19 protein-coding genes are annotated in these 21,239 nt (G+C 70.6%); 15 read left to right on the top strand and 4 right to left on the bottom strand.

The genetic code is table 11. From position 1 onward, the window contains the following. Positions 1-78: 78 nt before the first annotated feature. Positions 79-897, bottom strand: coding sequence for a peptidylprolyl isomerase (locus tag ABZT74_RS13170; RefSeq protein WP_355866078.1), 819 nt, complete (start codon positions 895-897; stop codon positions 79-81). Positions 898-1,076: 179 nt separating this feature from the next. Between ABZT74_RS13170 and ABZT74_RS13165 the strand changes: the two genes are divergently transcribed. Beyond that, a complete protein-coding gene (locus tag ABZT74_RS13165) occupies positions 1,077-1,799 on the top strand; it encodes an MBL fold metallo-hydrolase (RefSeq protein WP_356434653.1) in 723 nt (240 codons plus the stop codon). A gap of 12 nt (positions 1,800-1,811) precedes the next feature. After that, positions 1,812-3,074 carry a histidine--tRNA ligase gene (gene hisS, locus ABZT74_RS13160; protein WP_356434650.1) on the top strand — a complete coding sequence of 421 codons (1,263 nt, stop codon included), beginning with the start codon at positions 1,812-1,814 and terminating at the stop codon, positions 3,072-3,074. A gap of 93 nt (positions 3,075-3,167) precedes the next feature. Here the strand turns inward: hisS and ABZT74_RS13155 are convergent, their stop codons facing one another. After that, positions 3,168-4,013: an ABC transporter permease gene (locus tag ABZT74_RS13155; protein ID WP_356434647.1), complete on the bottom strand. Its 846-nt coding sequence runs from the start codon at positions 4,011-4,013 to the stop codon at positions 3,168-3,170. Further along, positions 4,010-4,876 (bottom strand): ABC transporter ATP-binding protein, encoded by an 867-nt coding sequence (locus ABZT74_RS13150; protein ID WP_356434645.1) that lies wholly within the window; start codon positions 4,874-4,876, stop codon positions 4,010-4,012. The genes ABZT74_RS13155 and ABZT74_RS13150 overlap by 4 nt, the downstream gene beginning before the upstream one ends. Before the next feature lie 140 nt (positions 4,877-5,016). On the opposite strand from ABZT74_RS13150, the gene ABZT74_RS13145 reads away from it, so the two are divergent. The 3 genes from ABZT74_RS13145 to rpsD all read left to right on the top strand — a co-directional run bounded on the left by ABZT74_RS13145 (position 5,017) and on the right by rpsD (position 8,006). Next, positions 5,017-5,652: a vitamin K epoxide reductase family protein gene (locus tag ABZT74_RS13145; RefSeq protein WP_356173078.1), complete on the top strand. Its 636-nt coding sequence runs from the start codon at positions 5,017-5,019 to the stop codon at positions 5,650-5,652. A gap of 44 nt (positions 5,653-5,696) precedes the next feature. Continuing rightward, the gene (locus ABZT74_RS13140) at positions 5,697-7,052 is read left to right on the top strand and encodes a replication-associated recombination protein A (protein WP_356434642.1); all 1,356 of its coding nucleotides are present in this window, start codon (positions 5,697-5,699) and stop codon (positions 7,050-7,052) included. A 339-nt stretch (positions 7,053-7,391) separates the two neighbouring features. After that, the gene (gene rpsD / locus ABZT74_RS13135) at positions 7,392-8,006 is read left to right on the top strand and encodes a 30S ribosomal protein S4 (protein ID WP_164369968.1); all 615 of its coding nucleotides are present in this window, start codon (positions 7,392-7,394) and stop codon (positions 8,004-8,006) included. Between the two features lie 39 nt (positions 8,007-8,045). On the opposite strand, the gene ABZT74_RS13130 is transcribed toward rpsD, so the two are convergent. After that, the gene (locus ABZT74_RS13130; RefSeq protein WP_356434639.1) at positions 8,046-10,214 is read right to left on the bottom strand and encodes a regulator; all 2,169 of its coding nucleotides are present in this window, start codon (positions 10,212-10,214) and stop codon (positions 8,046-8,048) included. Between the two features lie 161 nt (positions 10,215-10,375). On the opposite strand from ABZT74_RS13130, the gene ABZT74_RS13125 reads away from it, so the two are divergent. From ABZT74_RS13125 to ABZT74_RS13080, 10 genes are all read left to right on the top strand, one after another. Beyond that, the gene (locus ABZT74_RS13125) at positions 10,376-10,810 is read left to right on the top strand and encodes a DUF948 domain-containing protein (protein WP_355866102.1); all 435 of its coding nucleotides are present in this window, start codon (positions 10,376-10,378) and stop codon (positions 10,808-10,810) included. A gap of 7 nt (positions 10,811-10,817) precedes the next feature. Continuing rightward, a complete protein-coding gene (locus ABZT74_RS13120) occupies positions 10,818-11,174 on the top strand; it encodes a DUF6167 family protein (protein WP_355866105.1) in 357 nt (118 codons plus the stop codon). After that, positions 11,174-13,846 carry an alanine--tRNA ligase gene (gene alaS / locus ABZT74_RS13115; protein WP_355866108.1) on the top strand — a complete coding sequence of 891 codons (2,673 nt, stop codon included), beginning with the start codon at positions 11,174-11,176 and terminating at the stop codon, positions 13,844-13,846. Before ABZT74_RS13120 ends, alaS begins: the two co-directional genes overlap by 1 nt. Before the next feature lie 12 nt (positions 13,847-13,858). Beyond that, on the top strand, positions 13,859-14,323 hold the full coding sequence (gene ruvX / locus ABZT74_RS13110) for a Holliday junction resolvase RuvX (RefSeq protein WP_356434636.1): 465 nt from the start codon (positions 13,859-13,861) through the stop codon (positions 14,321-14,323). Between the two features lie 123 nt (positions 14,324-14,446). Continuing rightward, positions 14,447-16,291, top strand: a complete 1,845-nt coding sequence (gene mltG, locus ABZT74_RS13105; RefSeq protein ID WP_356434634.1) for an endolytic transglycosylase MltG — start codon at positions 14,447-14,449, stop codon at positions 16,289-16,291. After that, positions 16,272-17,111 carry a shikimate dehydrogenase gene (locus tag ABZT74_RS13100; protein WP_356173086.1) on the top strand — a complete coding sequence of 280 codons (840 nt, stop codon included), beginning with the start codon at positions 16,272-16,274 and terminating at the stop codon, positions 17,109-17,111. Before mltG ends, ABZT74_RS13100 begins: the two co-directional genes overlap by 20 nt. A gap of 233 nt (positions 17,112-17,344) precedes the next feature. Continuing rightward, positions 17,345-18,529, top strand: coding sequence for a chorismate synthase (gene aroC / locus ABZT74_RS13095; protein WP_355866120.1), 1,185 nt, complete (start codon positions 17,345-17,347; stop codon positions 18,527-18,529). Between the two features lie 29 nt (positions 18,530-18,558). Further along, positions 18,559-19,041, top strand: coding sequence for a shikimate kinase (locus ABZT74_RS13090; protein ID WP_356173305.1), 483 nt, complete (start codon positions 18,559-18,561; stop codon positions 19,039-19,041). Then, the gene (aroB, locus tag ABZT74_RS13085) at positions 19,038-20,129 is read left to right on the top strand and encodes a 3-dehydroquinate synthase (RefSeq protein WP_355866123.1); all 1,092 of its coding nucleotides are present in this window, start codon (positions 19,038-19,040) and stop codon (positions 20,127-20,129) included. Before ABZT74_RS13090 ends, aroB begins: the two co-directional genes overlap by 4 nt. 186 nt (positions 20,130-20,315) lie before the next feature. Beyond that, entirely contained in the window at positions 20,316-21,218 is a 903-nt protein-coding gene (locus tag ABZT74_RS13080) for a Pro-rich N-terminal domain-containing protein (protein WP_356173089.1), read from the top strand. Positions 21,219-21,239 lie beyond the last annotated feature (21 nt).

The raw sequence follows: 21,239 nt of genomic DNA, 5'->3' as shown, positions 1-21,239 counted from the left end.
AGTTTCGTCACGGCCAACATAGGCGACCGGCGGGGCGGCTGTCCGCATCCCGCGCGACCGAAATTAAGCAGCCAGCGGTCAGGATTTCGTCACGGTCATCTTGTTGATCACGACGGTCGCGTTGGGGGCGCCGTCGCCCTGGCCCGTGCTCTCGCCGGCCCCCGCGATCTTCTTCAGGACCGTCATGCCGGACTGGGAAATAGTTCCGAACGGTGTGTAGCTGGGCGGCAACTGACTGTCCTGGTAGACCAGGAAGTACTGGCTGCCGCCGGTGTGCTTCTGGCCGGTGTTGGCCATCGCGATCGTGCCCGCCGGGTACACCCCGCCCTTCAGCGTCTTGTCCTTCAGGTTCTCGTCCGGGATCGTGTAGCCGGGCCCGCCGGAGCCCTGGGCGGTCGGGTCACCGCACTGCAGGACGTAGATGCCGTTGGTGGTGAGCCGGTGGCACTTGGTGTGGTCGAAGAAGCCCTTGCCGGCGAGGTACGAGAACGAGTTCACCGTGTGCGGGGCAGCGGACGCCTTGAGGGCGACGTCTATGTCGCCGCAGGTCGTCGCCATCTTCATCGTGTAGGCCGCCGACTTGTCGATGGTGACCGCCGGCTCCTTCTTCCAGCTGAGCGACTTCACCTTGCCCGCCGCCGGCTTCTCGCACGGGTCGGACGCCTTGCTCGGGGTGGGGCTCGGCGACACCTCGGAACCGGCGCTGGTCTTCTTGTCGTCGTTCTTGAAGACCCCGGTCGCGAACGACAGCGCACCGCCCGCGACGAGTACGCCGACGACCGCCGCGATCACCGCGTTGCGTGTATGGGTCTTGCGTCGCGCGGCCGTGCGGCGCTGCTGCTGTCGCAAGAACTTCTCCCGGGCGAGCTGACGCCGCCGCTGTTCCTGGCTGACCACCGGGTTTCTCCTCGTGCGTCTCGTACGTCGATGGGACGCGTGCGTCTTGTGAGCCGACCGCCTGCGTGTGCCCCGTACCGTATATGGGTTCGCTGAGGAATCGGCAGCGCCGGTAGGCTCTGATCCACAGCCACCCGCCCCGTACGACACCAGCGCGTACGCCACCACGAAGGACGATCGTGCTCATTGCCGGGTTCCCCGCCGGGGCCTGGGGGACCAACTGTTACCTGGTCGCCCCCGCCGCGGGTGAGGAGTGCGTGATCATCGACCCGGGCCATCAGGCCGCCCAGGGAGTCGAGGAAGCACTCGCCAAACATCGGCTCAAGCCCGTCGCGGTCATCCTCACCCATGGCCACATCGACCACGTCGCCTCGGTCGTTCCCGTGTGCGGGGCGCACGACGTGCCCGCCTGGATCCACCCCGAGGACCGGTACATGATGAGCGACCCCGAGCGGGCCCTCGGCCGTTCCATCGGGATGCCGCTGATGGGCGAACTGACCGTGGGAGAGCCGGACGACGTGCGGACGCTGACCGACGGCGCGGAGCTGAGGCTGGCGGGCCTCGACCTGTCCGTCGCGCACGCGCCGGGCCATACGAAGGGGTCGGTGACGTTCCGGATGCCCGAGAGCGCGGACATTCCGTCCGTGTTCTTCTCCGGGGATCTGCTCTTCGCCGGCTCCGTCGGACGCACCGACCTGCCCGGCGGCGACATGGACGAGATGCTCGCCTCGCTGGGCCGTGTGTGCCTGCCGCTCGACGACTCGACCGTGGTGCTGTCCGGCCACGGCGCCCAGACGACCATCGGCCAGGAGCGCGCCACCAATCCGTATCTGCGGCAGGTGGCGGCCGGCCGCCAGGAACGCGGAGCGGACCCGACCGCCGCTCCTCGACGAGGAATGTGACGAGAGACTTCCGTGAGCACCTTCAAGGCCCCCAAGGGCACGTACGACCTGATCCCGCCGGTGAGCGCCACGTACCTCGCGGTGCGCGAGGCGATCGCCGCCCCGCTGCGCAACTCCGGCTACGGCTACATCGAGACGCCCGGTTTCGAGAACGTCGAGCTGTTCGCCCGCGGTGTCGGTGAGTCCACCGACATCGTGACCAAGGAGATGTACGCCTTCGAGACCAAGGGCGGCGACAGGCTGGCGCTGCGCCCCGAGGGAACCGCCTCCGTACTGCGCGCTGCCCTCGAGGCCAACCTGCACAAGGCGGGCAACCTTCCCGTCAAGCTCTGGTACTCCGGCTCCTACTACCGCTACGAGCGTCCCCAGAAGGGCCGTTACCGCCACTTCTCCCAGGTGGGCGCCGAGGCGATCGGTGCCGAGGACCCGGCGCTCGACGCCGAGCTGATCATCCTGGCGGACCAGGCGTACCGCTCGCTGGGCCTGCGGAACTTCCGCATCCTGCTGAACAGCCTGGGCGACAAGGAGTGCCGTCCCGTCTACCGGGCCGCCCTCCAGGAGTTCCTGCGCGGCCTGGAACTGGACGAGGAGACGTTGCGCCGCGCGGAGATCAACCCGCTGCGCGTGCTCGACGACAAGCGGGACGACGTCCAGAAGCAGCTGACCGGCGCGCCGTTGCTGCGGGACTACCTGTGCGACGCGTGCAAGGCGTACCACGAGGAGGTGCGCGACCTGATCACGGCCGCGGGCGTCTCCTTCGAGGACGACCCGAAGCTGGTGCGCGGCCTGGACTACTACACGCGCACCACGTTCGAGTTCGTGCACGACGGTCTGGGCTCGCAGTCCGCGGTGGGCGGCGGCGGACGCTACGACGGGCTGTCCGAGATGATCGGCGGCCCCGCGCTGCCGTCCGTCGGCTGGGCCCTCGGCGTCGACCGCACGGTGCTGGCGCTGGAGGCGGAGGGCGTGGAGCTCGAAATCCCCGCCACCACCAGTGTGTTCGCGGTGCCGCTCGGGGAGGAGGCGCGCCGGGTGCTGTTCGGCGTGGTCACCGAGCTGCGCAGACTCGGTGTCCCCGCCGACTTCTCGTACGGCGCCAAGGGCCTCAAGGGCGCGATGAAGAACGCCAACCGGTCGGGCGCGCGGTACACCGTCGTGGCCGGTGAGCGTGACCTCGCCGAGGGCGTCGTGCAGCTCAAGGACATGGAGTCCGGTGAGCAGACGGCGGTCGGCGTGGGCGAGATCGTGGCCGAACTGCGGTCGCGCCTGGGCTGACCGGGTTCGTGCCCGCCCCCTCCGCCGAGCGGAGGGGGCGGGAGGCTCGGTCCGGCAGTCCGGAACGCGGGAACAGGCGGGAGGCCGGAACGGTCATCCGTCGCGCCGGTTCTTCCAGCGGAAGGTCAGCAGGCACAGCAGCAGCCCGCCGACGCACCACGCCCCCAGCACCAGGGCGATCCGCCCGAACTCCCAGCCCCCGGTCTGCTCCAGGACCTGGGCCGACTCGGGCAGGAACACCCCGCGCAGCCCCTGGCACATCCACTTGAGGGGGAACAGCGCGCCGATGTTCAGCATCCAGTCCGGGATGGTGTCGATGGCGATGTAGACGCCGGAGATGAACTGGAGGACCAGGAACGGCAGGACGACCACCGAGGTGGCGCTCTTGCCCGACTTCGGGACCGAGCTGACCGCGATGCCGAGGAGTGCGCAGGCTGTCAGGCCGAGGACGAAGATCCAGGCGAAGTCGGCCCACTTGCCCGCGTCTGAGGGCAGGTCGACGTCGTACAGGGTGGTGCCCGCGAGGAGCAGGATCGCCGTCTCCAGCGTGCCGGTGACGAGAACCAGCCAGATCTTGCCGAGGAAGTACGCGGCCGGCGGCATCGGCGTGCCGCGCAGCCGGCGCAGCACCTTCTCGTCCCGTTCGATCGCGATCGATATGCCGAGGGACTGGAAGCTGGTGGACATGATGCCCGCGGCCATCATCGCCGGGACGTACAACTGGGAGGCGGTGATGCCCGCGCCCTTCACGTCGTCGCTGAAGATCGACGCGAACAGGAAGAGGAAGACGACCGGGAAGGCGAAGGTGAACACCACCTGGTCGCGCTGCCGGAAGAACTGCCTGATCTCCAGGGCACCGCGCCGCAGCCCGAGCCCCCAGGCGCCGGGCAGCCTTCCTGCCGCCGTCCCGGTGCGTTCGCGTACGTCGGTCGTGGTCATCGCGTGCCCTCCTGGCCGGTCAGTCGCAGATAGACGTCCTCCAGGGTCGGGCGGCTGATCCGGAGCCCGGGGATCTCGCCGTCGAAGCGGTGGACGAGTTCCGTGACGGTCCTGGTGGGTGTGTCCGTGCGCTCGCTGCGCGCGGTGCCGTCGGCCTCGGTCCACGCGACCGTCGCCTCCGTGCCGAAGCGCTCGCGCAGCGCGGCCGGTTCGCCCTCGGCGACGACCCTGCCTCGCGCGACCACCGCCAGCCGGTCGGCGAGCGCCTCCGCCTCCTCCAGGTAGTGCGTGGTCAGCAGGATCGTGGTGCCCTCGTCGGCGAGCTTGCGGATCAGTTCCCAGAACTGCCGTCGCGCGGCCGGGTCGAAGCCCGTGGTCGGCTCGTCCAGGAGCAGCAGTTCGGGGCCGCCGATGACGCCCAGGGCGACATCGAGCCGCCTGCGCTGGCCGCCCGACAGCGACTTGATCCGGCTGCCCGCCTTCTGCTCGAGACCGACGAGGCCGATGACCTCCTCGGGATCACGTGAATTCGGGTAATAGCGGGCGAAATGCCGCACCGTCTCGTCCACCGTCAACTCGGCGGGCGCGGATTCGTCCTGCCAGACGATGCCGACCCGGGCACGCCACGCGCGCGTGCCCGTCGCCGGGTCCGAGCCCAGCACCGACACCTCGCCCGCGTCCCGCCGCCGGTTGCCCTGGAGGATCTCCACCGTCGTGCTCTTGCCCGCCCCGTTCGGTCCGAGCAGGCCGAACACCTCTCCCCGCCGGATGCCGAGGTCGATGCCGTCGACCGCGGTGACGTCCCCGTACTGCTTGCGCAGCCCCCGTACGTCCACCGCGAGTTGTTCCCCGTGTGTCGTCATGCCGACGAGCATCCCCCCGAACCGAACGCTCCGGGGACGTCCGTGCGGCCTTTCTTATCTCCAGCGAACGGTGGACAGGGGGGCCGGTGCGGCACAATGAGCCTGCCCGCAGGCCCCTTCGAAGCAACGGAAACGGCGTGATGAGCAAGACGACAGTCAAGGACGTCCCGACCGAGCAGGAACGCCCCGCGGCTCCCCGGACGGCCGGTGGCAGTCGCGCCCTCGCCCTGCTGCTGGTGATCACGGGCGCGGCCGGTCTCCTTGCCGCGTGGGTCATCACGATCGACAAGTTCAAGCTGCTGGAGAACCCGAACTTCGTGCCCGGGTGCAGCCTGAACCCGGTGGTCTCCTGCGGCAACATCATGAAGAGCGACCAGGCCTCCGCCTTCGGCTTCCCGAACCCGATGCTGGGTCTCGTCGCCTACGGCATCGTGATCTGCGTCGGCATGAGCCTGCTCGCCCGCGCGACCTTCCCCCGCTGGTACTGGCTGACCTTCAACTTCGGCACGCTCTTCGGTGTCGCGTTCTGCACCTGGCTCCAGTTCCAGTCGCTGTACCGGATCAACTCGCTGTGCCTGTGGTGCAGCCTCGCCTGGGTCGCCACGATCACCATGTTCTGGTACGTGACGTCCTTCAACGTCCGCAACGGCTTCCTGCCCGCCCCGCGCTGGGCGAAGAGCTTCCTCGGCGAGTTCACCTGGGTCCTGCCCGTGCTGCACGTCGGCATCATCGGCATGCTGATCCTGACCCGCTGGTGGGACTTCTGGACCAGCTGACGGCCCTGCGGGGATTGTCAGTGGCGTGACATAGGGTTTTGGACGTGGAGCCCGACCTGTTCACCGCCGCAGCAGAAGAACGCCAGGAGAAGGACCCGTCCAGCAGTCCCCTGGCGGTTCGGATGCGCCCGCGCACCCTCGACGACGTCGTGGGTCAGCAGCATCTGCTGAAGCCGGGCTCACCGCTGCGCAGACTCGTCGCCGAAGGCAGTGGCGGCCCGGCCGGACCGTCCTCGGTGATCCTCTGGGGCCCGCCCGGCACCGGAAAGACGACCCTCGCGTACGTCGTCTCCAAGGCCACCGACAAGCGTTTCGTCGAGCTCTCCGCGATCACCGCAGGCGTCAAGGAGGTGCGCGCCGTCATCGAGGGCGCGCGCCGTGCCACCGGCGGCTTCGGCAAGGAGACCGTCCTCTTCCTCGACGAGATCCACCGCTTCAGCAAGGCCCAGCAGGACTCCCTGCTGCCGGCCGTCGAGAACCGCTGGGTCACGCTGATCGCCGCGACCACCGAGAACCCGTACTTCTCGGTGATCTCCCCCCTGCTCTCCCGCTCCCTGCTCCTCACCCTGGAACCGCTCGCCGACGACGACCTGCGCGCCCTGCTGCGCCGGGCGCTCGGCGACGAGCGCGGACTCAAGGAAGCCGTCGGCCTGCCCGAGGACACCGAGGCGCACCTGCTGCGGATCGCCGGCGGAGACGCCCGCCGCGCCCTGACCGCCCTGGAGGCCGCCGCCGGCGCGGCCCTCGACAAGGGCGAGCCGGAGATCACCCTCCAGACCCTGGAGGAGACCGTCGACCGCGCCGCCGTCACGTACGACCGCGACGGCGACCAGCACTACGACGTGGCGAGCGCCCTCATCAAGTCCATCCGCGGCTCCGACGTGGACGCGGCCCTGCACTACCTCGCCCGGATGATCGATGCCGGCGAGGACCCCCGCTTCATCGCCCGCCGCCTGATGATCTCCGCCAGCGAGGACATCGGCCTCGCCGACCCGAACGCGCTGCCGACAGCGGTCGCCGCCGCCCAGGCGGTCGCCATGATCGGGTTCCCCGAGGCCGCGCTCACCCTCAGCCACGCGACGATCGCCCTCGCCCTGGCCCCGAAGTCCAACGCGGCGACGACCGCCATCGGCGCCGCCATGGAGGACGTCCGCAAGGGCCACGCGGGCCCGGTGCCGGCTCATCTGCGCGACGGGCACTACAAGGGCGCCGCCAAGCTCGGCCACGCCCAGGGCTATGTGTATCCGCACGACCTGCCCGAGGGGATCGCCGCCCAGCAGTACGCCCCGGAGGAGCTCAAGAACCGGGAGTACTACACCCCGACCCGGCACGGAGCCGAGGCGCGTTACGCGGACGCCGTGGAATGGACCAGGAAGCACCTCGGTAGAGGGCGCTCCTGATCACCCTGTACGATGTCTCGAAGCGCTGCGTCCCGTGTCCGGCTCCGGTCGGCACCACCAGAACGGGACATTCAGCCGGAACCCCTGCCGTCACGGAGGGATTCCAGGAGCGTCGCGCACCGTCGAAGGTGTCGCGGGCAACCCACCACCACCCGGATCTCCGGGATCGGTCGGTGGGTCACTCGCGTGCTGCACGTATGTGCCCAGACCCAGGAGCGGCTGCCCGCCCCGCCACGTGGATCCTCACGTCGGCGAGAAGGGTTTCCCGGGCTGCGGATTGCGACCTCCCCTAACCCTGGTGAAGCCGTATTCGCATCAGAGACACGAGGTGTTTGGTTCATGCCGAACCAGTCCCGCCCCAAGGTCAAGAAGTCGCGTGCCCTCGGCATCGCGCTGACCCCGAAGGCCGTCAAGTACTTCGAGGCCCGCCCCTACCCGCCGGGCGAGCACGGCCGTGGCCGCAAGCAGAACTCGGACTACAAGGTCCGTCTGCTGGAGAAGCAGCGTCTGCGCGCGCAGTACGACGTGTCCGAGCGTCAGCTCGTCCGCGCCTACGAGCGTGCCGCCAAGACGCAGGGCAAGACCGGTGAGGCCCTGGTCATCGAGCTCGAGCGCCGTCTCGACGCGCTGGTGCTGCGTTCGGGCATCGCCCGCACGATCTACCAGGCCCGCCAGATGGTCGTCCACGGCCACATCGAGGTCAACGGTGGCAAGGTCGACAAGCCGTCGTTCCGTGTCCGTCCCGACGACGTCGTGATGGTCCGCGAGCGCAGCCGCAGCAAGACGCTGTTCGAGGTCTCCCGTGCCGGTGGGTTCGCCCCCGACGGTGAGACCCCGCGCTACCTCCAGGTGAACCTCCCGGCCCTGGCGTTCCGCCTGGACCGTGAGCCGAACCGCAAGGAGATCCCGGTGATCTGCGACGAGCAGCTCGTCGTCGAGTACTACGCCCGCTGATCTTCTTCCGGCGGACGTGGCACCACCTGCGCGTCAGCGTCAGCCCGTCGTCTCCCCGCCCTTCGCGGTGGGGGAGACGGCGGGCTTTCGCATGTCCGGGGGCAGTCTGCGCGGCGACGGCACCACCCCGAGCGGAGGCGCCCCCGCCCCGCCGAGCGCCCGGGCGACCGCCGCCTCCCGCCCGAGCGACTCGCCCTCCCGTACGCACTCCTCGTACCGCTCGTCGCCCAGCGACTGTCGCGCCAGCGCCACGCAGCGCTCGTGCGGCGCGTTGTAGTACGCCGAGCCGAACAGGGGCAGGCCCACCGACGGCCACATCCGCGACGCCGCCCCCTGGAGCAGCGCGGCCTCGGCCGGATCGCCCTCCACCACCGTGATCAGGGCGAGCAGCTCGACCGCGAGGACGGCGCCGAGCAGATCGTGGAAGACGTGCGCGATACCGAGCCCCCGTCGCAGGAGCTCCCTGGCGCGCGCGGGGTCGCCGGCCGCCTGCGCCTCGTACGCCAGGACGTACAGCGCGTACCCGAGCGCCCAGCGTTCCCCGTGGTCCTCGCAGACCCGGCGGACGTCCTCGCACAGTTTCACCGCGCCCGGCAGATCACCCTGGAAGGCGAGCGCCATCGCCAGCTCGACCTGCCCCATCAGCACGTTGCTGTTCAGCTCGCCGATCTCGTGATAGCGGTCGAGGGCCGAGCGCAGCAGGGTCTCGGCACGCGTCATGTCGTCCGTGACCAGGGCCAGACAGCCGGTGCGATGCTCGGCGTACGCGATCGCCACGGCGTTCTGGGAGCGCTCCGCCTCCTCGCGGCACTCGTGGAGTGCGGACAGCGCGGGCACCGAGTCCCCCTGGAGAACCGCCACATAGCCGAGCACCCACAGGGCCTTCAGCCGCGACTGGTCACGGTCGCCGTCCAGTTCGACACTGCGCTCCAGCCAGTGCCGGCCCTCGGAGAGCCTGCCGCAGCCCACCCAGTAGAACCAGAGGGCACCCGCCAGGTACTGCCCCAGATGCGCGTCGTCCGGCTCGGTCAGCGAGAACTCCAGCGCGCAGCGCAGGTTCGGCAGCTCCGTCTCGACCCGCGCCGCGACCTCGCCCTGGCGCGGCGAGAACCAGTCCAGCTCGCACCAGGTGGCGAGGCCCATGTACCAGTCGCGGTGCCGGCGGCGCAGCCGCTCCGCGTCCCCCGTCGCCTCCAGCCACTCGGCGCCGTACGCCCGCACCGTGTCCAGCATCCGGTAGCGCACCCCGGCCGCCGTCTCCTCGCGGGACAGCACGGACTGCGCGAGCAGCGCGTCCAGCACGTCGAGGACGTCGTCGGCGTGCAGTCCGTCCCCGCTGCACACGTACTCGGCGGCCTCCAGGTCGAACCGTCCGGCGAACACCGACAGCCGCGACCACAGCAGCCGCTCCTCCGGCGTGCACAGCTCATGGCTCCAGCCGATCGCGGTCCGCAGTGTCTGGTGCCGGGGCAGCGCGTCCCGGCCGCCCCCGGTCAGCAGCCGGAACCGGTCCTCCAGGCGCGCCAGCAACTGACCGGGGGAGAGGGCGCTGAGGCGTCCCGCGGCCAGCTCCACCGCCAGCGGGATCCCGTCCAGACGACGGCACAGCTCCCGTACGTCGGCCCGGTTCCCCTCGTCCAGCGTGAACCCCGGGACCCGCGCCGCCGCCCGGTCCGCGAACAGCTCCGCCGCCTCCGCCTCGGCCAGCGGGGCCAGCGGGAACACCCGCTCACCACCGAGATCCAGCGGTCTGCGTCCCACGGCCAGGACCCGCAGGTCCGGCGCCCTGCGCAGCAGCTCGGCCACCAGCGAGGCGGTCACCTCCACCAGGTGCTCGAATCCGTCCAGCACGAGAAGGAGGCGCCGGTCGGCGAGATGACCGAGCAGCACCTGACGCGGTGGCTTCGCCGTGTGGTCCGTCAGACCGAGGGCCTCGAGCACCGCGTACTCGACGAGTCCCGGATCGTGCACCGCGGACAGATCCACGCGGTGCACCGCGTCGAGGCCGTCCGCGCACGCCGCCGCGTGCACCGCGAAACGGGACTTTCCGACACCGCCGACCCCGGTCACCGTGACCAGCCTGACGCTCTCCAGCAGCTCGGCCAGCCGCGCCAGTTCGGCCGAGCGCCCCACGAACGCGTCGAGTTCCAGGGGCAGATTGCCGGATGTCGGGGGAGAGGAGCGCCGGGCGGGCTGAGAACGCTGCATGGGATACGGAGCGTACTGACCCGTGAGCACTCCGTACAATCGCTTCGCGCAACTCCAGGTGCGGCAGCCGGTAATGCGGTACGGAGCCGCGGTGTCGGCGCGATAGGCTCGGGTGACGACTTTTCGATGATCAGGCACGCAGTCAGGGAGCGGGTGCAACAGTGACCGGTGGTGAGGTGGCCGGGATCCTGGTGGCCGTGTTCTGGGCGATCCTGGTGTCCTTCCTCGCCGTCGCGCTGGCGAGACTGGCCCAGACGCTCCGGGCGACCACCAAGCTCGTGGCGGACGTGACCGAACAGGCCGTCCCGCTCCTGGCGGACGCGTCGGCGGCCGTGCGTTCCGCGCAGACCCAGATCGACCGCGTCGACGCCATCGCGTCGGACGTCCAGGAGGTCACGTCGAACGCGTCGGCACTGTCGACGACCGTCGCCTCCACCTTCGGCGGCCCCCTGGTCAAGGTCGCGGCGTTCGGTTACGGCGTGCGCCGGGCCATCGGAGGCCGTCGAGAGAACGAGCCCGACAAGGCGTCCCGGCGAACCGTGATCGTGGGCCGCACCGTCCCGTCGTCGCGACGGGGAAAGCGGAAGAAGGACTGACGCAGCGATGTTCCGCCGTACGTTCTGGTTCACCGCAGGCGCAGCCGCGGGTGTATGGGCCACCACCAAGGTCAACCGCAAGATCCGGGCGCTGACCCCCGAGAGCCTCGCGGCACAGGCCGCCAACAAGGCGATCGACGCGGGTCACCGGCTCAAGGACTTCGCCCTCGACGTCCGTGACGGGATGGCCCAGCGGGAGGCCGAACTCGGCGAGGTGCTCGGTCTGAACGGCCGCACCGACCCCGAACTCCCCACGCAGCGCCGGATCGCCGCGATCGGCGACGCCGGACAGCCCGGCAACGACAAGCAGATCAAGTACATCGAGAACACGACGTACACGTACAACCGGAATGAGGACCACTGATGGAGTCGGCTGAAATCCGCCGCCGCTGGTTGAGCTTCTACGAGGAGCGCGGTCACACCGTCGTCCCTTCGGCGTCGCTCATCGCGGACGACCCGACTCTGCTCCTGGTCCCCGCCGGCATGGTCCCCTTCAAGCCGTACTTCCTCGGCGAGGTCAAGCCGCCGTGGTCGCGCGCCACCAGCGTGCAGAAGTGCGTGCGCACGCCGGACATCGAAGAGGTCGGCAAGACCACCCGGCACGGCACGTTCTTCCAGATGTGCGGCAACTTCTCCTTCGGCGACTACTTCAAGGAAGGCGCCATCACCTACGCCTGGGAGCTGCTCACGCTGCCCCAGGACAAGGGTGGCTACGGGCTCGACCCGGAGCGTCTGTGGATCACGGTCTACCTGGAGGACGACGAGGCCGAGGCCATCTGGCGCGACAAGATCGGCGTCCCGGCCGAGCGCATCCAGCGCCTCGGCAAGAAGGACAACTACTGGTCCATGGGCGTCCCCGGACCCTGCGGCCCGTGCTCCGAGATCAACTACGACCGCGGCCCCGAGTTCGGCGTCGAGGGCGGCCCGGCCGTCAACGACGAGCGCTACGTGGAGATCTGGAACCTGGTCTTCATGCAGTACGAGCGCGGCGAGGGCATCTCGAAGGACGACTTCGAGATCCTCGGCGAGCTGCCCAGCAAGAACATCGACACGGGCCTCGGCCTGGAACGCCTCGCCATGATCCTGCAGGGCGTGCGGAACCTGTACGAGATCGACACCTCGATGGCCGTCATCGACAAGGCCACCGAACTGACCGGTGTCGCGTACGGCGCCGCCCCCGAATCCGACGTCGCGCTGCGCGTGGTCACCGACCACATGCGCACCTCCGTCATGCTCATCGGCGACGGCGTGAGCCCCGGCAACGAGGGCCGTGGCTACGTGCTGCGCCGCATCATGCGCCGCGCCATCCGCAACATGCGCCTGCTCGGTGCCACGGGACTCGTCGTCAAGGACCTCGTCGACGTCGTGATCGAGATGATGGGCCGGCAGTACCCCGAGCTCGTCAGCGACCGGCAGCGGATCGAAACCGTAGCCCTCGCCGAGGAGGCCGCCTTCGTCAAGACGCTGAAGGCCGGCACGAACATCCTCGACACCGCCATCACCGACACCAAGGAGTCCGGCGGCACGGTCCTCGCCGGCGAGAAGGCGTTCCTGCTCCACGACACCTGGGGCTTCCCGATCGACCTCACCCTCGAGATGGCCGCAGAGCAGGGCCTCTCGGTGGACGAGGACGGGTTCCGCCGCCTGATGAAGGAGCAGCGGGACAAGGCCAAGGCCGACGCCCGCGCCAAGAAGACCGGTCACGCCGACCTCGGCGCCTACCGTCAGATCGCGGACGCCGCCGGCGAGACGGACTTCATCGGATACGACCGCACCGAGGGCGAGTCGACGATCGTCGGCATCCTCGTCGACGGTGTCTCCTCCCCGGCTGCCACCGAGGGCGACGAGGTCGAGATCGTCCTCGACCGCACCCCCTTCTACGCGGAGGGCGGCGGCCAGATCGGCGACACCGGCCGCATCCGGGTCGAGTCCGGCGCGATCATCGAGATCCGTGACTGCCAGAAGCCCGTTCCCGGCGTGTACGTCCACAAGGGCGTCGTGCAGGTCGGCGAGGCCACCGTCGGCGCCAAGGCCCAGGCCGTCATCGACGTGCGCCGCCGTACGGCCATCGCCCGCGCCCACTCGGCCACCCACCTCACGCACCAGGCGCTGCGCGACGCCCTCGGCCCGACGGCCGCCCAGGCCGGTTCCGAGAACCAGCCCGGCCGTTTCCGCTTCGACTTCGGTTCCCCGTCGGCCGTCCCCACGGCCGTCATGACCGACGTCGAGCAGCAGATCAACGAGGTGCTCTCCCGCGACCTGGACGTCGAGGCCGAGGTCATGAGCATCGACGAGGCCAAGAAGCAGGGCGCCATCGCCGAGTTCGGCGAGAAGTACGGCGAGCGCGTCCGCGTCGTGACCATCGGCGACTTCTCCAAGGAGCTGTGCGGCGGCACGCACGTGCACAACACCGCCCAGCTCGGCCTGGTCAAGCTGCTCGGCGAGTCGTCCATCGGTTCCGGGGTGCGCCGTATCGAGGCCCTCGTCGGCGTCGACGCGTACAACTTCCTCGCCCGCGAGCACACGGTCGTCGCCCAGCTCCAGGAGCTGGTCAAGGGCCGTGCCGAGGAGCTTCCGGAGAAGGTCTCCGCCATGCTCGGCAAGCTGAAGGACGCCGAGAAGGAGATCGAGAAGTTCCGCGCGGAGAAGGTCCTCCAGGCCGCCGGCGGTCTCGTCGAGTCCGCCCAGGACGTCAACGGCGTGGCCCTGGTCACCGGCCAGGTCCCGGACGGCACCGGCGCCGACGACCTGCGCCGGCTGGTCCTCGACGTGCGTGGCCGCATCCAGGGCGGACGGGCCGCCGTCGTGGCCCTGTTCACCGTGGCCGGCGGCAAGCCGCTGACGGTCATCGCCACCAACGAGGCCGCCCGTGAGCGCGGGCTCAAGGCCGGCGAGCTGGTCCGGGCCGCGGCCAAGACCCTCGGCGGCGGCGGTGGCGGCAAGCCGGACGTCGCGCAGGGTGGCGGCCAGAACCCGGCCGCCATCGGTGACGCCGTCGACGCGGTCCGGCGCCTCGTCGCCGACACGGCCAAGTAGAGGCCCGCGGACATGCGCAGAGGACGCCGGCTCGCGATCGACGTCGGGGACGCCCGGATCGGGGTCGCCTCGTGCGACCCCGACGGGATCCTCGCGACGCCGGTGGAGACGGTCCCGGGACGTGACGTCCCGGCCGCCCACCGCCGGCTGAAGCTGCTCGTCGAGGAGTACGAGCCGATCGAGGTCGTCGTCGGCCTCCCTCGCTCCCTCAAGGGGGGCGAGGGGCCCGCCGCCGTCAAGGTCCGTGCCTTCACCCAGGAGCTCGCGCGCGGGATCGCTCCGGTTCCGGTGCGGCTCGTGGACGAGCGCATGACCACCGTGACGGCCAGTCAGGGACTGCGTGCCTCGGGCGTGAAGTCGAAGAAGGGCCGGTCGGTCATCGACCAGGCGGCGGCCGTCATCATTCTGCAGCAGGCGCTGGAATCCGAACGGGTGTCAGGTAAATCTCCCGGCGAGGGCGTCGAAGTGGTCATGTGATCGCGATACGGTAACGTTCCGCGCGATGCGGTGGTGTTCGAACAGCCCCCGCACAGCAAAGAGGCGGACGGGAGCCGAGCCACTGGAGCCGGCAGCTGCCGGCTCGCGGCTCGTAGGGGATCGATGACTGAGTATGGCCGGGGCCCAGGCTCCGAACCGTGGCATCCGGAGGACCCGTTGTACGGGGACAGCGGATGGGGCGGACAGGCCGCCGACGGCCGGTCCGCCTACGACGGCGGCCAGCCGCAGCACTATCCGCAGGCTCAGGCGCACCAGGCTCAGCAGGGCGACTGGGGCACCGGCGGGCAGGCCTACGACCAGGGGCAGCAGCAGTACCAGCAGCCCCAGGGCGGTCCCGGGCAGTACCAGAACCAGCAGCAGTTCCAGGGGCAGCAGCAGTACCAGGGCGGGCAGCAGTACCCCGGCCAGGGGCATCCCCAGTACGCGGACCAGGCGCAGCAGCACTACGACGGCCAAGGCCAGGGACAGCCCCAGTACGACGGCCAAGGCCAAGGACAGCCCCAGTACGCCGACCAGGGCCGGCAGCAGTACGGCGGTCAGGGCGGGCAGCAGTACGAGAACGGTGAGTGGCAGACCGGGGGCCACCCCCAGGTGTCCTACGGTGCCGACCCGACCGACCCCTACGCGGGCCAGTACGCCGGCGAGCAGCCCGACTTCTACAACACTCCCGAGGCCTATCCGCCGCCCGAGCCTCCCGCCCGGCGTCGTGCCGAGCCCGAGCCGAAGACGGACTGGGACCCGGGTCCCGACCAGGGCGAGCACGCCTTCTTCGCGGGCGGCGACGATGACGACGACCTCGACGACGATGACGACCCCAAGGGGCGCCGGGGCCGCGGTGACCGCAAGGGCCGGGGCGGCGGCAAGGGCAAGAAGCGGCGCAGCGGCTGTGCGTGCCTGGTGGTCGTCGCGGTCTTCGGCGGTGGCCTCGCGGGCGTCGGCTACTTCGGCTACCACTACTACCAGAACCGTTTCGGCTCGGCGCCCGACTACGCGGGTGACGGCTCGGGCCAGGTGACCGTCGAGATCAACAAGGGTGCCGGCGGCTACGAGATCGGCCAGAAGCTCAAGGAGCTCGGGGTCGTCAAGAGTGTGGACGCCTTCGTCTCCGCCCAGCAGGAGAATCCTCAGGGCCAGAAGATCCAGGCGGGCGCCTATCTGCTGCGCAAGGGGATGTCCGCGGCGAGTGCCGTCGAATTGATGCTCGATCCCAAGAGCCAGAACAACGTGGTCGTGGCCCCCGGAAACCGGAATGCCACGGTCTACGCGTCGATCGACAAACAGCTCGGCCTTTCCAAGGGCACCACCGGCGGTGTCGCGAAGAAGGACTACAAGAGCCTCGGTCTGCCGAGCTGGGCGAACAGCAACCGCGACATAAAGGATCCGCTCGAAGGGTTCCTCTGGCCCGCCACCTACCCCGCGGCCAAGGGGATGAAGCCCGAGACCGTGCTCAAGGGCATGGTGAAGCAGGCGTCCAGCAACTACGCGGCCATGGGGCTCGCGGAGAAGGCGAAGTCCCTCAAGCTCTCCGACCCGTTGCAGGTCGTCACGGTCGCCAGTCTCGTCGAGGCCGAGGGCAAGACGCACGACGACTACCGGAAGATGGCCGAGGTCGTCTACAACCGTCTCAAGTCGACCAACACCGAGACGAATCAATTGCTCCAGTTCGACTCGACCTTCAATTATCTGAAGGGCCAGAGCAATATCCACATCAGCGAGTCCGAGATCAACAGCAACAAGGACCCGTACAACACGTACACCCAGAGGGGGCTGCCGCCCGGCCCGATCGGCAATCCGGGTGTCGAGGCGCTGAAGGCGACGCTCAATCCGACGGGCGAGGGCTGGATGTATTTCGTGGCGACCGACGGTCACAGCAAGACCGAATTCGCCAAGACGAATGCGGAATTCGAGAAGCTCAAGGAAAAGTTCAATGACAATTCGGGCAACTGATGCCCGCCGGGCCGCCGTGCTCGGGTCGCCGATCGCCCACTCCCTCTCCCCGGTGCTGCACCGGGCCGCGTACCGGGAGCTGGGTCTCGCCGACTGGTCGTACGACCTCTTCGAGGTCGACGAGGAGTCGCTGACCGGGTTCCTCGCCGGGCTCGGCCCCGAGTGGGCGGGCCTGTCGCTGACCATGCCGCTCAAGCGGGCCGTGATCCCGCTGCTCGACGATGTCACCGAAACGGCCGCCTCCGTCGAAGCGGTCAACACCGTGGTGTTCACCGAGGACGGGCGGCGCACCGGCGACAACACCGACATCCCGGGGATGGTCGCCGCGCTGCGCGAGCGCGGGATCGAGCAGCTCGACTCGGCCGCGATCCTCGGCGCCGGCGCCACCGCCTCCTCCGCTCTCGCCGCCCTCGCGCGGATCTGCACCGGCGAGGTCGTCGCCTACGTCCGCAGCGCGGAACGGGCCGCCGAGATGCGGCAGTGGGGCGAGCGGCTCGGCGTCGAGGTGCGGACCGCCGGATGGGCGGACGCCGCCGAGGCGCTGCGGGCACCGCTGGTGATCGCCACGACTCCGGCGGGCACCACGGACGCCCTGGCCGCAGCCGTACCGGAACGCCCGGCGACCCTCTTCGACGTGCTCTACGACCCCTGGCCCACGGACCTCGCGGCACGCTGGTCGGCGTACGGCGGTGCCGTCGTCGGCGGACTGGACCTGCTCGTCCACCAGGCGGTGCTGCAGGTCGAGCAGATGACCGGGCGCGCCCCCGCCCCGCTCGACGCGATGCGCACGGCCGGCGAACACGCCCTCGCCGCCCGTTAGCACCCGGCGACACGACACTCCTGGCGCCTTCCGGCCCGCCCCGGCACGGCGCCCATGGCCCACCGTGCCCCGGTCGGCCGCGTCCGCCTGATGGACCTGCGGCCGGTTCCCGCCGTCGGACGTGGGAGGATCGGGGGTGGCGGGCCAGGGCCGCGCACCCGGTCGCGCCGTCGCCGTACGCGAGGACACGCGTACGCAGCAGCAGCACCAGGGCGCGAGCATGAGGAGCACCGTTGAGCAGGTTGCGCTGGCTGACCGCGGGGGAATCCCACGGTCCCGCACTTGTGGCCACGCTGGAGGGACTTCCCGCCGGCGTGCCGATCACCACGGACATGGTGGCGGACCACCTGGCCAGGCGGCGCCTCGGCTATGGACGCGGTGCTCGGATGAAGTTCGAGCGTGACGAGGTCACCTTCCTCGGCGGAGTCCGGCATGGACTCACCCTCGGCTCCCCGATCGCCGTCATGGTCGGCAACACCGAGTGGCCCAAGTGGGACCAGGTCATGGCGGCCGACCCGGTCGCCCCCGAGATCCTCGCCGATCTCGCCCGCAACGCCCCGCTGACCCGCCCCCGGCCCGGCCACGCCGACCTCGCCGGCATGCAGAAGTACGGCTTCGACGAGGCCCGCCCGATCCTGGAGCGCGCCTCCGCCCGCGAGACCGCGGCCCGCGTGGCGCTCGGCGCGGTCGCCCGCTCGTACCTCAAGGAGACGGCCGGGATCGAGATCGTCTCCCACGTCGTCGAACTGGCCGCCGCCAAGGCGCCCTACGGCGTCCTCCCCAAGCCCTCCGACGTCGAGAAGCTCGACGCCGACCCGGTGCGCTGCCTCGACGCCGACGCGTCGAAGGCGATGGTCGCGGAGATCGACCAGGCCCACAAGGACGGCGACACGCTCGGCGGCGTCGTCGAGGTGCTCGCGTACGGCGTGCCGGTGGGCCTCGGCTCGCACGTGCACTGGGACCGGCGCCTCGACGCCCGGCTCGCGGCCGCGCTCATGGGCATCCAGGCCATCAAGGGCGTCGAGGTCGGCGACGGCTTCGACCTGGCCCGCGTGCCCGGTTCCCAGGCGCACGACGAGATCGTCCACACCGCGGACGGCATCCGGCGCTCCACCGGCCGCTCCGGCGGCACCGAGGGCGGCCTCACCACCGGCGAACTGCTGCGCGTCCGCGCCGCGATGAAGCCGATCGCCACCGTGCCGCGCGCGCTGGCCACCATCGACGTCGCCACCGGCGAGGCGGCCAAGGCCCACCACCAGCGTTCCGACGTCTGCGCGGTCCCGGCCGCCGGCATCGTCGCCGAGGCCATGGTCGCCCTCGTCCTGGCCGACGCCGTGGCGGAGAAGTTCGGCGGCGACAGCGTCACCGAGACCCGCCGCAACGTGACCGGCTACCTCGAGAACCTGGTCATCCGGTGACCGCGCCACGTCTGGTCCTCGTCGGCCCGATGGGGGTCGGCAAGTCCACGGTGGGCGCGCTCGTCGCCGAGCGGCTCGGCTGCGTCTACCGGGACACCGACGACGACATCGTCGCCGCGCAGGGCCGCAGCATCGCCGACATCTTCGTCGACGAGGGCGAGGCCGCCTTCCGCGCGATCGAGAAGCGGGCCGTGCAGGAGGCCCTCGCCGGACACGACGGCGTACTCGCCCTCGGCGGCGGCTCGATCCTCGACGAGGGCACCCGCGCGCTGCTCGCCGGCCACCAGGTCGTCTACCTCTCCATGGACGTGGAGGAGGCGGTCCAGCGCACCGGGCTGAACGTGGCCCGGCCGCTGCTCGCAGTCAACCCGCGCCGTCAGTGGCGCGAGCTGATGGAGGCCCGCCGCCCGCTGTACACCGAAGTCGCCCGCGCGGTCGTGGCGACCGACGGCCGCACCCCCGATGAGGTCGCCCGAGCGGTCCTCGACGCACTGGAGTTGAAGGAAGCATGAGCGAGGCAGTGACCCGCATCCAGGTCGGTGGCACCGCGGGCACCGATCCCTACGAGGTCCTGGTGGGCCGTCAACTCCTCGGTGAACTGGCCGGGTTGATCGGCCAGCGGACCAAGCGGGTCGCCGTGGTCCACCCCGAGGCGCTCGCCGAGACCGGTGAGGCGCTCCGCGCCGACCTCGCGGACCAGGGCTTCGAGGCCGTCGCCATCCAGGTGCCGAACGCCGAGGAGGCCAAGACCGTCGAGGTCGCGGCCTACTGCTGGAAGGCGCTCGGCCAGTCCGGCTTCACCCGCACCGACGTCATCGTCGGCGTGGGCGGCGGCGCCACCACCGACCTGGCCGGTTTCGTCGCCGCCAGCTGGCTGCGCGGAGTGCGCTGGATCGCCGTCCCCACCACCGTGCTCGGCATGGTCGACGCGGCCGTCGGCGGCAAGACCGGCATCAACACCGCGGAGGGCAAGAACCTCGTCGGGGCCTTCCACCCGCCCGCCGGTGTGCTCTGCGACCTGGCCGCGCTCGACTCGCTGCCGGTCAACGACTTCGTCTCCGGACTCGCCGAGGTCATCAAGGCCGGCTTCATCGCCGACCCGGCGATCCTCGAACTCATCGAGTCCGACCCCGAGGCGGCCCGGACGCCCGCGGGACCGCACACCGCCGAGCTCATCGAGCGTTCCATCAAGGTCAAGGCGGAGGTCGTCTCCGGCGACCTCAAGGAGTCGGGACTGCGCGAGATCCTCAACTACGGCCACACGCTCGCGCACGCCATCGAGAAGAACGAGCGCTACAAGTGGCGGCACGGCGCGGCTGTCTCCGTCGGCATGCACTTCGCCGCCGAACTCGGCCGTCTCGCGGGCCGGCTCGACGACGCGACCGCCGACCGCCACCGTACGGTCCTGGAGTCCGTGGGTCTCCCGCTGAGCTACCGCTACGACCAGTGGCCCAAGCTCCTGGAGAACATGAAGGTCGACAAGAAGTCGCGCGGCGACCTGCTGCGCTTCATCGTCCTCGACGGACTGGCCAAGCCCACCGTCCTGGAGGGCCCCGACCCGGCCGTCCTCCTCGCGGCGTACGGCGAGGTCGCGGAGTAGCACGCGGCGGCCCGGCGGACGGATTCACCGGGAAGACCCCTGCTCAACCCGTTCCGCCCCCTGGGCACTTCGCGCCTTCCCCGGCCGTTCACACAACAACGGCCGGGGAAGGTACCGTTCGGTAGCGGCGGGACCGGTGTCCCGTTCGCCAGCGCCCATTGCCTGTACGAGACGGAGTGGCACCGGATGCAGCACGCAGTGGGGGCTCCGCTGCCGCCGCCCCATCAGCCGGGGCACGGACCGGCCGCCGGCTGGGCACCGGCCGGACAGCACCCGGGGCAGCCGGGTCCGGCACCCGCTCCGGGATTCGCCGGAGGCCCGGTCCCTCCGGGCGCTCCGCCCGCCCAGCCCCCGCAGCACCCCATGACCCCGCACCACGCGCCCGGGCAGCCTCCGCAGCACCCGTCCGCGCACCCCCCGCAGCACCTCCCCGTGCCGCCGCCGGAAACCACCGGGCATGTGCAACTGCCTCCGGGCGGACCGGTCGCGATGCCGAGCGCGCCGCCGGCCCCCGGCACCCCCGACCCGGCCGCCACCACGCTCGCGGTCCTGCTCATCGGTCCCGCTGGCGCCGGGAAGACCAGCGTCGCCAAGTACTGGGCCGACCACCGCCGTGTGCCCACCGCCCACATCAGCCTCGACGACGTGCGGGAGTGGGTGCGCTCGGGCTTCGCCGACCCGCAGACGGGGTGGAACGACCACTCCGAGGCGCAGTACCGCCTGGCCCGCCGCACCTGCGGCTTCGCCGCGCGGAACTTCCTGGCCAACGGCATCTCCTGCATCCTCGACGACGCGGTCTTCCCGGACCGCCCGGTCGTCGGCCTCGGCGGCTGGAAGCGTCACGTGGGCCCCGGTCTGCTGCCGGTCGTCCTGCTGCCGGGCCTGGAGATCGTCCTGGAGCGCAACGCGGAGCGCTCGGGGAACCGCCGCCTCAGTGACGAGGAGGTCGCGCGCATCCACGGCCGGATGGCCGGCTGGTACGGCTCGGGCCTGCCCATCATCGACAACTCCCAGCTCGACGTGGCCACCACGGCCCGCGTCCTGGACGACGTCCTCGCCCGCTCGATCGCCAGCCCTCCCCAGTGGTGACGCACCGCTGAAGCCTGCGCC

It is taken from the genome of Streptomyces sp. NPDC005302 (genome assembly GCF_040607345.1).
GTDB lineage: Bacteria > Actinomycetota > Actinomycetes > Streptomycetales > Streptomycetaceae > Streptomyces.
The sequence above is the reverse complement of the archived record's forward strand: the minus strand, read 5'-3'. Positions and strand labels throughout refer to the sequence as shown.

Excerpts from the sequence above, each read along its gene's own strand:
- ABZT74_RS13155 (WP_356434647.1), bottom strand. The coding sequence starts at position 4,013 with ATGACCACGACCGACGTACGCGAACGCACCGGGACGGCGGCAGGAAGG.
- ABZT74_RS13150 (WP_356434645.1), bottom strand. The coding sequence starts at position 4,876 with ATGACGACACACGGGGAACAACTCGCGGTGGACGTACGGGGGCTGCGC.
- ABZT74_RS13145 (WP_356173078.1), top strand. The coding sequence starts at position 5,017 with ATGAGCAAGACGACAGTCAAGGACGTCCCGACCGAGCAGGAACGCCCC.
- rpsD (WP_164369968.1), top strand. The coding sequence starts at position 7,392 with ATGCCGAACCAGTCCCGCCCCAAGGTCAAGAAGTCGCGTGCCCTCGGC.
- ABZT74_RS13130 (WP_356434639.1), bottom strand. The coding sequence starts at position 10,214 with ATGCAGCGTTCTCAGCCCGCCCGGCGCTCCTCTCCCCCGACATCCGGC.
- ABZT74_RS13120 (WP_355866105.1), top strand. The coding sequence starts at position 10,818 with ATGTTCCGCCGTACGTTCTGGTTCACCGCAGGCGCAGCCGCGGGTGTA.
- alaS (WP_355866108.1), top strand. The coding sequence starts at position 11,174 with ATGGAGTCGGCTGAAATCCGCCGCCGCTGGTTGAGCTTCTACGAGGAG.
- ruvX (WP_356434636.1), top strand. The coding sequence starts at position 13,859 with ATGCGCAGAGGACGCCGGCTCGCGATCGACGTCGGGGACGCCCGGATC.
- mltG (WP_356434634.1), top strand. The coding sequence starts at position 14,447 with ATGACTGAGTATGGCCGGGGCCCAGGCTCCGAACCGTGGCATCCGGAG.
- ABZT74_RS13100 (WP_356173086.1), top strand. The coding sequence starts at position 16,272 with ATGACAATTCGGGCAACTGATGCCCGCCGGGCCGCCGTGCTCGGGTCG.
- ABZT74_RS13090 (WP_356173305.1), top strand. The coding sequence starts at position 18,559 with ATGGGGGTCGGCAAGTCCACGGTGGGCGCGCTCGTCGCCGAGCGGCTC.
- aroB (WP_355866123.1), top strand. The coding sequence starts at position 19,038 with ATGAGCGAGGCAGTGACCCGCATCCAGGTCGGTGGCACCGCGGGCACC.
- ABZT74_RS13080 (WP_356173089.1), top strand. The coding sequence starts at position 20,316 with ATGCAGCACGCAGTGGGGGCTCCGCTGCCGCCGCCCCATCAGCCGGGG.